This is a genomic window from Corynebacterium sp. NPDC104732, assembly GCF_055583565.1.
Window position 1 is genome coordinate 112103 of record NZ_JBVJNS010000008.1, and the last position, 11546, is coordinate 123648.

Annotated in this window: 10 protein-coding genes; 2 read left to right on the plus strand and 8 right to left on the minus strand. The window is 59.7% G+C overall.

Features of this window, described 5'->3' with window-relative positions:
* Positions 1-30: 30 nt before the first annotated feature.
* The 7 genes from atpB to rho all read right to left on the minus strand — a co-directional run bounded on the left by atpB (position 31) and on the right by rho (position 7285).
* Entirely contained in the window at positions 31-843 is an 813-nt protein-coding gene (atpB, locus tag ACZ6ZO_RS07710) for a F0F1 ATP synthase subunit A (RefSeq protein WP_182385889.1), read from the minus strand.
* A gap of 363 nt (positions 844-1206) precedes the next feature.
* Entirely contained in the window at positions 1207-1617 is a 411-nt protein-coding gene (locus ACZ6ZO_RS07715; RefSeq protein WP_465291748.1) for a hypothetical protein, read from the minus strand.
* A complete protein-coding gene (locus tag ACZ6ZO_RS07720) occupies positions 1607-2764 on the minus strand; it encodes an MraY family glycosyltransferase (protein ID WP_182385887.1) in 1158 nt (385 codons plus the stop codon). The genes ACZ6ZO_RS07715 and ACZ6ZO_RS07720 overlap by 11 nt, the downstream gene beginning before the upstream one ends.
* A 1-nt stretch (position 2765) precedes the next feature.
* On the minus strand, positions 2766-3416 hold the full coding sequence (locus ACZ6ZO_RS07725; protein WP_182387543.1) for an L-threonylcarbamoyladenylate synthase: 651 nt from the start codon (positions 3414-3416) through the stop codon (positions 2766-2768).
* Between the two features lie 39 nt (positions 3417-3455).
* Positions 3456-4295, minus strand: a complete 840-nt coding sequence (gene prmC / locus ACZ6ZO_RS07730) for a peptide chain release factor N(5)-glutamine methyltransferase (protein ID WP_465291751.1) — start codon at positions 4293-4295, stop codon at positions 3456-3458.
* Positions 4296-5369 (minus strand): peptide chain release factor 1, encoded by a 1074-nt coding sequence (gene prfA, locus ACZ6ZO_RS07735; protein ID WP_182385885.1) that lies wholly within the window; start codon positions 5367-5369, stop codon positions 4296-4298.
* Positions 5369-7285 (minus strand): transcription termination factor Rho, encoded by a 1917-nt coding sequence (rho, locus tag ACZ6ZO_RS07740; RefSeq protein WP_465291753.1) that lies wholly within the window; start codon positions 7283-7285, stop codon positions 5369-5371. The genes prfA and rho overlap by 1 nt, the downstream gene beginning before the upstream one ends.
* 292 nt (positions 7286-7577) lie before the next feature.
* Between rho and ACZ6ZO_RS07745 the strand changes: the two genes are divergently transcribed.
* Both ACZ6ZO_RS07745 and ACZ6ZO_RS07750 read left to right on the plus strand, forming a co-directional pair.
* Positions 7578-9299, plus strand: a complete 1722-nt coding sequence (locus ACZ6ZO_RS07745; RefSeq protein WP_465291755.1) for a long-chain fatty-acid--CoA ligase — start codon at positions 7578-7580, stop codon at positions 9297-9299.
* Between the two features lie 54 nt (positions 9300-9353).
* A complete protein-coding gene (locus tag ACZ6ZO_RS07750; protein WP_182385883.1) occupies positions 9354-10664 on the plus strand; it encodes a hypothetical protein in 1311 nt (436 codons plus the stop codon).
* Here the strand turns inward: ACZ6ZO_RS07750 and ACZ6ZO_RS07755 are convergent.
* Entirely contained in the window at positions 10661-11413 is a 753-nt protein-coding gene (locus ACZ6ZO_RS07755) for a hypothetical protein (RefSeq protein ID WP_465291757.1), read from the minus strand. The genes ACZ6ZO_RS07750 and ACZ6ZO_RS07755 overlap by 4 nt on opposite strands.
* Positions 11414-11546: the final 133 nt, after the last annotated feature.

Here is an 11546-nt window from a genome sequence, read left to right on the forward strand (position 1 = left end):
TGTTTTGGAGCCGTTGCAGCTCCGCGGGGGTTAGTGTTCGTCTGCGTGCAGCGAAAGTTCGATGTAGACGGCGACCAACAGAGCAAAGATGTATGCCTGCAGGAAGACGACCAGCAGCTCGAAGAACGTGAACGCAATCGCGGCCAGGATGGTCACGCCAGACAGGGCGGTCCAGCCGTTGAACTGCCAGAAGAAGAAGTTCGTAGCAGAGAACAGCAGCACCAGAATGATGTGGCCAGCCAGCATGTTTGCCAAAAGACGGAGAGTCAGAGTGGCAGGTCGCATGATGAACGTCGAGAAGAACTCGAGTGGGACCACCAGGAGGTGGAGTGCCCAAGGGAGGTTAGGAATAACCACGGAGGACTTCATGTACTTGAAGAAGCCGTAGCGCTTTGCGCCGGCGTAGATGAAGACCACGTATCCAAACAGAGCCAGTACCAGTGGCATACCGATACGGACGTTTGGAGAAATGTTCATTCCTGGAATGACGGTTGGCGCGTTCATGAAGAGAACCAGGAAGAAGATAGTCGCGATGACCGGAAGGAACCGACGCCCCTCCTTCTTTCCAAGGATGTCCTCGGCAATGTGAATACGCACGAAGTCAAGACAGAGTTCTGCGAAGTTCTGCACGCCAGAAGGGATGAGCTTCGGGCTGCGCATTGCGATAACAAAGAAGACCGCGAGGATGAGAGTCATCAAAAGACGAATCAGCATCAAACGATCAAGTGCAAACCAGTTGTTGGCAACGTCGGTCAGCCAGAGGCCTACCTTTTCGCCAGCTTCGGTTACGTGCCCCGGGAAAAGTTCATGGTCCAGATTAGGTGCGTGAAACTCACCCTTCATGGACAGTGTTGTAACGCTCAGCGTTCTCTCCCGTGTTCGGGCCGCTTTTTCGCAAAAGCGGTGCGATGGAGGTCTAAAAATCTTGCCTGATTCACCTTGGACTCCGTCGCACATCATCAAAGTGAACCTGCGGAGAAACCCCATCAGTCGTTTCCCCGTAGCATAAAAGTTACGGTTCCTGATGGAAGTTGCCCGCTATGCAGACTAGCAGGTGTGAATGAGTTTTACCCAAGTTGCGCGGGGGGTAGTTTTATCAAAATGTAACGCCCGGCAGGAAACCTATCCTGACCGGGCATTTCACCACTTTGTAAGGTGGGTCACACGTTGAACGATTGGCATTTTCGGGGGTACAAAAACAACGGTTTAGGACACGTATGTGACCTTAGATGTAACTACCCCCCACGCCTCCGCCGCGAGCACCACAACGAGGGCTAGAGCAACGGTGACCACGAAGGCTACACGATCATAAAATTGCAGGTCTTTAAGCACATACATGATGATCAGAAGCACCACGATCTTGAGCAACCAGCTACCCAACACGATAGCCCCGGTGGTTGCTGGAGTGGAGTTCGCCGTTATCAACACACTCAACACAGTCAACAACAGGAAGCCACCCCCGATCGCTGCCCCCAGGAGCGCGCCCCAAATTCCTGGCAACTCCCGGATGCCTCCCCAGAGCGCGAGCGATGCCACGGTAAGGATCAGCAGGCCGATCCAACCAAATTTGAGCGCCCGTAGCAAAGGGCGCCGATGGTCGTCATACTCACTTGTCATAAGCTGCTACCCTACCCCACCGACTCCTTCGCAGCGGTATGAGCGTCCATGCGATGGCGAGTACGATGCCGATGGCAATGCCGCCGAGCGCGACCCGGGCAGGAAAAACCGTAAAACCCACTGCACCGAAAGCAACCACCGTCACCCAGGCGTATAACACCAGGACCACATGGCGGTGAGAATGCCCCAAGGCCAACAGCCTGTGGTGCAGATGCATCTTGTCTGCTGTGAAAGGCGACTGTCCTTTGGATACGCGGCGGATAACTGCCAGCACTAGGTCCAGTGTGGGGATAAACACTGCGGCTATCACCACGATGAACGGGGACAACGTGGCCACGATATCAGCGGGGCCATACAGGGTCATGTTGATCTTGCCAGAGGCTGAGGTTGCAGCTGCCGCTAGCAGCAGTCCGATCAGCATGGATCCAGAGTCACCCATGAAAATACGTGAGGGCTCAAAATTGTGGGGCAGGAATCCGGCACACATGCCGAAAAGCGCAGCTGCGATGATCGCCGGCGGATATGCCGCGACGGTGCCGCCTTGGTCGTAGAGCACGGTTAGTGAGAACGCGAGGATCGCTAACGCCGCAATCATTCCGAGCCCCGCGGCGAGCCCGTCCAGCCCATCGACAAAGTTGATGGCGTTGATGAGCATGACCGTAAACAGTGTAGTCAAGATTGTTGACTGGACTTGGTCGAGAAAAACGGTGGACCCGCCGTCAAACGGCATGTACAGCAGGGTCCAGGACAGGCCGAGTAGGCTCATCACCACTGCTCCGGCCAGCTGGCCGATAAGTTTAGTGACGGCATCGAGCTCGAAGAGGTCATCGAGCACTCCCACGATCACAATCACGAATCCGGCCCACACCACCGCGTCCATTTCCGGTGTCACGGGACGAAAACCACGGGTGAGGGCCGGCAGCAGGCCTGCTAGGTAGACCGAGCACAAAAACCCAGAGAACATGGCAACGCCACCGAGCCGCGGCTTGGGCACGGTGTGTACGTCGCGGTCGCGGATGGCGGCGAGCTTTCCCCACCGCACCATAATGTGCCTAATGATGCCGGTGGTGAGGAAGGTGACCGCAGTCGCCACGACAATGACGAGCGCGATTTCCCGCAGTGGTACCCCCACTGCCCCGGTTCCCATATCAGCGTAGGCTTTCTGCAGTCACTCCTAGTACCGTGGCGATCTCTTCGGCGGAGATGGCCCCTTCGCGGAGCAGGCGCGGCGCCGGTCCGGAGAGATCGACGATGGACGATGGTTTACCTACTGGGCACTCGCCGCCGTCGAGGTACACATTGACGGCATTTCCGAGCTGCTGTTTCGCGGCCACGGCCGTGGTCGGTGGGGTGTGTCCGGAAATATTTGCGGAGGACACGGCCATCGGACCGGTCTCACGCAGCAGTTCAATGGCCACGGGGTGTAGTGGCATGCGCAGCATGACGGTGCCGCGAGTATCGCCCAAGTTCCAGGTGAGCGACGGGGCTTGCGGTACCACGATGGACAGGCCGCCGGGCCAGAATGCTTCGACGAGGGTGCGGGCCTGCTCCGAGTAGGTGTGGACCAGGCCTTGGATGGTGTCCCAGGATCCCACGAGGACCGGAACGGGCATGTCAGGGCCGCGGTGCTTGGTCTGGAGGAGGCTCGCTACAGCCTGGTTGTCGAAGGCGTCGCAGCCGAGTCCGTACAACGTGTCCGTGGGCATGACCACGAGGCGTCCGGAACGCACTGCGTCGGTGGCGGCGCGCAGGCCGAGTGCCCGGGTCGCTGGGTCTTGACAGTCGTAGATACGGCTCACGGTGAACTCCTTGTGAATTGGGGTAATCAAACGAATAGTTTACTCTGCTGGTTTCATCGCGGTCACGTAGCGATCTCTCCCGCCAAGATCCTGATGGGAGATGATTTCTTCAAAACCGTACTGTTCCAGCACTGCGCACACGAGGTCGGCTGTCGCGTCGTCATGTTCGATGGCTGTGACTCCGCCGGGGGCAAGGAGCCGGTAAATGGTGGGCGCCATCGCGGTGATGACGTCCATCCCGCTTTCGCCGCTGAACACGGCGTGGTGCGGGTCGGCCCGCACTTCCGGTTCCACAGGGGTGGTTTCGGGCACGTACGGCGGGTTGCTAAGAACCATGTCGCACCGCCCATTGAGGTTCGTCAAGAGATCGGGGGCGGTGGCGTCGCCAAGCACAGTGCGTACACCGAGCGGATCGAGGTTACGCTGCGCCCAGGTCATCGCCTGCGGGTCGATTTCCACGGCTGTGACCAGGGCAGAGGGCACCAACGACGCGACGTAAGCGGCCAGGGTACCGCTGCCGGTGCATAGGTCGACCACGCACGGCTTATCGACGCCCATCCCCCGCAATCGCTGCACCGCCCAGTCACCAATGAGTTCGGTTTCTGGACGAGGCACAAAAACCCCCGGCCCCACTAGGAGATCGAGGTGGCCGACTGGCGCGCTGCCCACGATGTGCTGCAGCGGTTCGCGGCCGGCGCGACGCGCAATGAGCTCGCTGTATTCGGCGGGCATATCATCGGCGCCGTGCAGGAACAGGTCCATGCGACTGATGCCAAGGCACCAGGCTGCGAGGGACTGGGCGTCGTGAAGCGGCGATGCCACCCCCGCGTCGGCGAGGGTGGCTGCTGCTGCCTTGACGGCCTGGGACACGTCCGTCATTCACTCGGCTTCGAGTCGCGCTGCGCGATCAGCTGCCTGAAGCGCAGCGAACAAGTCATCCATGTCTCCACCGAGGACGGCGTCGAGGTTGTTGGACTTGTAGTTAATGCGGTGGTCGGAGATGCGGTTCTCCGGCCAGTTGTAGGTGCGGATACGCTCGGAGCGGTCCATGGTGCGCACCTGAGCAGCGCGCCCCTCAGCGGCTTCCGCTTCCGCAGCTTCTTCCTGCATCTGCTGCAACCGTGCTGCCAGCACCTGCATGGCGCGGGCCTTGTTCTGGATCTGGGAACGTTCCTTCTGACACGTCACCACCAGGCCGGTGGGCAGGTGGGTCAGACGGACAGCGGAGTCTGTCGTGTTCACGCCCTGGCCACCCTTACCGGAGGAACGATAGACGTCAACGCGCAGATCCTTCTCATCAATCTGCACGTCTTCAATCTCGTCTGGCTCCGGGTACACCAGCACACCAGCTGCGGAGGTCTGAATGCGGCCCTGAGATTCAGTGACGGGGATGCGCTGCACGCGGTGCACTCCACCTTCAAACTTGAACACGCTCCACGCCCCATCGCGGGAAGGCGTCTTGGAACGGATGGACAGGGTGATGTCCTTGACGCCGCCCAGATCCGACTCAGCAAGACCCAGAATTTCGGTGCTAAAGCCATGCTTTTCGCAGTATTTCTGGTACATCTTCAGCAGGTCACCGGCGAACAGAGCGGCTTCTTCACCGCCAGCACCAGCCTTGATCTCCATGACGATGTCATCACCATCGTGCGGATCACGTGGCGCGAGCAGATCGGTAAGCTGCTCTTCCAGCTCAAGCACACGTGGCTCGAGGCGATCGACCTCCGCCTGGAAATCGTGATCCTCGTAGGCCAGTTCCTTCGCCTCTGCCAGATCTTCCTTCGCCTGGGACAGCTCCCGGTACACGTTGATGATCGGCTGCAGCTCGGAGTATCGCTTGCCTACCTTGCGCACCTGGGCAGCGTCGTTCGCAAACTCCGGGTCCTGCATCTGGGCCTCGAGGCCCTGGTACTCGGAGAGGATATCGTCGACAACTGAAACCTCTGCGGCCATTAGGAGTAATCCTCCTCGCCGGTCGCAGACGCAGCCATAGGAGCGGACGACGCGACCTGCATGAGGAACTCGCCGTTCGACTTGGTCTTCTTCAGCTGCTTGATCAGCAGGTCAATCGCCTGCTGGTTGTCCAGAGCCGAAAGGATGCGACGCAGCTTGTGCATGATGCGTGCTTCCTCAGGGGCCAGCAGCAGCTCGTCCTTGCGGGTGCCGGACGGATTCACGTCCACGGCTGGGAACACGCGACGCTCGGAAATCTTACGATCCAGCTTGAGCTCAGCGTTGCCGGTGCCCTTGAATTCCTCGAAAATCACGGTGTCACCGGCGGAACCGGTCTCCACCATGGCGGTGGCGATAATCGTGAGGGAGCCACCGTTTTCGATGTTGCGGGCAGCACCCAGGAAACGCTTTGGCGGGTACAGCGCGTTGGAGTCCACACCACCGGACAGGATACGGCCCGAGGCCGGGGAGCTGTTGTTGTAGGCACGCCCCAGGCGGGTGATGGAGTCCAGGAGAACCACCACGTCCTGTCCCTGCTCCACCAGGCGCTTAGCACGCTCGATGGCCAGCTCGGCGACGGCGGTGTGCTCGCTTGGCGGGCGGTCGAAGGTGGATGCAATGACCTCACCCTTGACGCTGCGCTGCATGTCCGTCACTTCTTCCGGACGCTCATCAACCAGCACCACCATCAGGTAGCACTCAGGGTTATTCGTCGCGATAGCGTTAGCGATGTTCTGCAGGATCGTCGTCTTACCAGCCTTTGGCGGGGAGACGATCAGGGCACGCTGACCTTTACCAATCGGCATGATCAGGTCGATCACGCGGGTGGTCAGGATTTTCGGATCGGTCTCCAGGCGCAGGCGCTGGTTCGGGTACAGCGGTGTGAGCTTGGCAAACTCTGGGCGGTTGCGAGCTTCCTCCACAGTCTTGCCATTCACCGAGTCAACGCGGACCAAGGCGTTGTACTTCTGACGGTTACGGCCACCCCCGTGGTGCTGGCCTTCGCGCGGCATCTTCACCTGGCCAGTGATAGCGTCGCCTCGGCGCAGCCCGAACTTGCGGATCATCTGCTGGGTGACAAAGACATCAGCCTGGCCAGCCTGGTAACCGGTGGTACGCACGAATGCGACATTGTTGTCCACGATGTCCAAGATGCCGGCGACTGCCTGCAGGACATCGTCCTCGCGAACTTCCTCGTTGTCGCGGTTGTCGCGATTGTCCCGGTCGCGACGGTTGCGACCGCGATCGCGGCGGTTGCGACGGCCACGGCGCTCACCGCGATCCCCACGGTCACCGCGATCCCCACGGTCACCGCGCTCGTCGTCACGCTCGGAGCGCTCGGAGCGGTCAGTGCGCTCACCTTGGTCACCGCCATCGGCCGCGGATTCGGACTTGTTGTCCGCGGTGGACTGGTCCTGCGCTTCTTCGCGCGCTTCCTCACGTGCTTCTTCGCGCTGTGCGGAACGGGCGCGGTTGCGACGAGCACGGCGGGCAGCGGAGCGGGACTCGTACTTGTTTTCGCTGGTGTTGCCACCCTCAGCTGCGTTGTTGTCACCGGCTGGTTCCTGCTCAGGAGTGTCACTGGACTGAGCTGCGGTTGCAGCCTCGTCCTTGGCGCGGGTCTCCGCGGTGGTAGCGGTGGCGCGGCGACGCCGTGGAGCTGCTTTTTCAGCTGGCTTTTCCGCTGCAGCGCTGTCGGTTACGGCCGGCGCATCGGGCGCTTTTTCTTTCGCGGCCTTTGCCGCCTTCGGTGCTTTTCCGCCGGATTGGATCGCAGCGATCAGTTCCGACTTTCGCAGTCCGGAGATTCCTCGAATGCCACGTTCTTCTGCGATTTTGCGAAGTTCTGGCATACGGAGTGCGCCGAGGTTGGTGGTAGCGCCGTCGTTGGCTGTGGCGCTGTCTGCTTGAGTCACAGAGGTCCTTTCGCGCTTCACCAGGTTTGTTGCTTACAGCAGTTGATCCCTGGAAGCTTCTGTGGAATTCATCGTGCGGTGCAAAACACCGCTTTTACGTTGCGCTGGGGGAAGTGAGTCCCAGGACGCAAGCGCATTGAGGTACATCGTGTGAGGAGCCGACTCGCTGTGTGAAATGTGCACATGATGTGCGGTTAGCGTTACGTTACTGTCGGTTCACGGCCAAGTGTAGCGCATGCGTTCGGTTTTACTTACATTGGCGCGGGTTAGTGACGCAGCTAGAGTAGTAAGCATGCTAAGCACGATGCAGGACATGCCCCTTTTGGTGTCGCGGATTTTGTCGTACGCGGAAACCGTTCACGGGGAAACGACGGTAACCACGTGGACGTCGGAGGGGCCTGTAGAGCAGTCTTTTTCCCTGATTGGGGCGCGTGCTGCGGCGTTTGCCCACGTTCTGGAACATGACCTTGGGATCACGTCTGACCAGCGAGTTGGTTCACTTCTCAACAATCGCGTAGAACACCTTGAAGTGATGTTCGCCACAATGTGCAAGGGCGCGGTGTTCACCCCGCTGAACAAACAGCTGATGGGCGATCAGATCCAACACATCATTAATCACTCCGAGATGGAAGTGATCGTCGTCGAGCCTCGCCTGGTGCCAATCCTGTGGCCACTTCTTCCCCACTGCCCGAAGGTGCGCGCCGTGGTGTACACGGGGTTGGAGCCGGCGCCGAGCGAGCCACTACCGGAAGGCATCGCACTGTTTTCGCTAGAGGCGCTTCTCGACGGCAAGCCCACGCATTACGAGTGGCCAGATTTGGAGGAGCGGACAGCCGCAGCCATTTGTTATTCCACCGGAACCACGGGCGCCCCGAAGGGCGTGGCCTATTCCCACCGCTCGCTGTACTTGCAGACCATGAGCCTGCGAACCACAGATTCCATGGGTATTTCGCACGGTGATCCCTTTTTGTGCTGCATCCCGATCTACCACGTGCTTAGTTGGGGTGTTCCGCTGGCAGCGTTCATGTCAGGCACTCCCCTCGTGTTCCCGGGCGCGGAAACAAGTCCGGCTGGATTGGCACAGATTATCGCGCAGACTCACCCGCGTGTGGCTCATGGCGTGCCAACCATTTGGATTTCCCTGATGGTGCATTACTTAAGCAATCCACCAGAACGCATGAGTTTGCAGGAGATTTTCGTTGGCGGTTCTCCGGTGCCTCCCGTGCTCATCAAGCTCTGGGAAGAGCGCTACGGTGTCGATATTGTGCACGTGTGGGGCATGACCGAGACGAGCACGGTGGCTACGGTCGCCCGTCCGCCACGCGGTGTGTCGGGTACCAACCGTTGGGAGTACCGAATCAGCCAGGGTAGGTTCCCGGCGTCGGTGCAGTATCGGGTGGTTAATGACGGCAAGGTCATGGCCTCCTCCGACCGGAACCAGGGCGAAATTCAGGTCCGTGGCCCATGGGTGACGGGCAGCTACTTCCATTCGCAAGCAGAAGACAACGGTGGGCCGGCTGCGGTGTTCCGTAATGAGGCAGTTGAGGACGCGCCACAGCAGTTCACTTCCGACGGCTGGCTTCGCACCGGAGATGTCGGTTCTGTCACCGCTGACGGCTTCCTCACCGTGGAGGACCGCGCCCGCGATGTGATTCGTTCCGGTGGCGAGTGGATTTACTCTGTGCAGCTGGAGAATCTGGTGATGGAGCACGCCGATGTGGTTGAGTGCGCCGTTATTGGCTACCCGGACGATAAGTGGGGCGAGCGCCCACTGGCCGTCACAGTGCTGCATGAGGGCATTACTGCGGGCAAGGACACCGCGGAACGACTGCGCGACAGCTTGCGGGAGAAGCTGCCACGGTGGATGCTGCCGGAGTATTGGGCGTTTGTGTCGAGCATCGACAAGACGTCGGTGGGCAAGTTCGACAAGAAGGACTTGCGCCAGCACCTTGCCGACGGCGAGTACCACGTCATCAAACTGCTCGGGCCGGGCGAGTCGAAGTCACAATCCTGATACTTTTCTCGCTTCGCCCCGCGCCACCGCAGTGTCTCTGGCTATACTGTGGCGGTGAAAAAACTCATGGCGTCGGTAGCGGAAAGCCTGTCCATCCCGTTCCAGGGCTGCAAACTCCTCGTACGTCATTGGCCTGCGCTCATAGTGGTGTTGTGCACTGCGTTTGCGGTGCGTGCCGCGGTGCTGTGGGGCGCGGTGGCGGTATCCGACTCCTCGCCACTGATCGCTACTTTGGTGGTGCCGCTCGCGCCGCTGGCGGTGATGACCGGCATTATTATCGCGTTGTGGGTAATGCAGCCTAGCTTGCCTTTCCTCTCTACTGCGGTGAAGGCTCCTCGCGCGGGCTACCTCAGCACAACCCGCCTGTTGACCATCGGCGGTCTGCTCATCCCGTTCCTCACTGTGTACGCCTCTAATGGGCTACTCAAGGACGACCTGCGTACCTTTGTCTACGACGCAACCCTTGACGAGTCTATTAACACCTTCACCACTACTGATTTCTCCCGCGTGTTCATCAACGACACCACCGCAGCCCTCATCCTCATCATTGTGGTGTTGTTCCTCCGGAAACTGATCGGCTTCTTCGCGCTCGGCGAACGTCACTTTGGTATCGCGTCCTTTTCCGCGTACCTTGAGGCGCTCTGGATGGTTTCGTTGTCCGCGATGCTCACCGCGAACATCAATGGGATCAAAGAATGGCTGACCAGCCGCGCGGTCATCGCTCCCGCCTACCACAACTTTCTGGTGGCTAAGGAAACGCTGATCGAGAATACGGGAATCGTCGGCAAGCTGTATGTGGGCGCCGGCGTCGTCCTCGCGAAGCTTGATGACACCATCGTGGTTCCCCTCGCCTGGCTTACCCTAGGCGCGGTTCTCTTCGGCACTACCCTGCTGCCGAAAAAGAAAGCCACCCCGGAAAGCCACACTGGAAAACACGCGAAGACACCGCGGTCCCGATGGGCGTCGTTTAGCAAGCACCGCGCTGTGGTGGCCACCCGCAGCCAGGCCCAGTCGCTGCTGGACACCGCTGCTCAGCCGATCTGGGGCCCGATCAAGTTGTCCTGGGACGGGCTCAAGAAACTCGCGATCGCTGGCGTAGTGCCCATGATCGTGTTCTGCCTGATTTTCATCCTGTGCTCGATCACCGAGCTGGCAACGGTTTACCTCGGGCGCGCAATCATGGGCCCGCAGGACTATCTCGTTGCTGCCACGGTGTCCCCTTATATTTTTGTAGCGGGACGGATCGGCTACTTCTTGGTGGCGCTGCCGCTGCTCGCGGCCGCGTTGGATCGCTACCTGCGGCACTCCTACGCGGCGGACGCTGCGGAAGCTGCGGCGGAAGAAATTGTCAGCGTGAGCGACTAATTCTTGGGCACAATGTCCGTTCCCGGCTCTGGCAGCTCCAGTTGAAGGTAGAACGGCTTCTCCCACCCGATCTGGAGAGTCTTCGGGGTTACTCCCGGTGGCAATGCGAACACGTTGACCTTACGCCAGGTTTCCGGCCGCTTATTGTCCGGATCTTCCTGTGGATCTGGATCAAAGATCGATGGTGCATCGGGCCCGGTGGCTTCGGGCGGGACACAGGCGTACATCGAGGAAAAGTTTTTGTCGAAGTTTTTATCGCCGATCAGCTCCGAATAGTTGCCGTACGATGTGCCATTGGTGTCCGTCAGCCACGTTTCACACCATGACAGCGTGACGTCAGGCTGAGCTTTCCAGCTCGTGGCCACTGCCCACAGCTCCACATCCGCGGTGGGCTGGAAGTCCGGGAAATCTATCTCTTCTAGTTTCTGCACGGCAAACACCTCCACCTCCGCAGCACGCCGGAAGGTGTGCTCCTCGGTGACGAACTCCCGATCAAAATGGGCCGTTTCCCCTGCAGCTACGGATACCGGTTCCGAGAATGTGTTGGGCTGGTACACGTGAAAATAGCGGAAAGAAGACGCTGCGATGACGGCTGCGATAGCTGGGAGCAGCGCTACAGTCCACCTTTTGTTGGCCTGCCACCACGAGCGACCATCTTTACCGGCGCTTCGCTCGATACGATCGAGTTCCTGTTGCGCTGCTTGCTCCACTTCCCAACGCTCGGCGTTCGTCAGTTCAGAATCAGCCATTGGTTCCTCCCTTTAGGGTCAGTGGGTGCACGATTACCGGCTCTTCCGGTTTCAGAGTGCGTAGCTGACCATGGGGTGGGGTTCGGGGTGGCACAACATATAGGGGTCCTGGCCGGTACAAGATGAGAGTTGC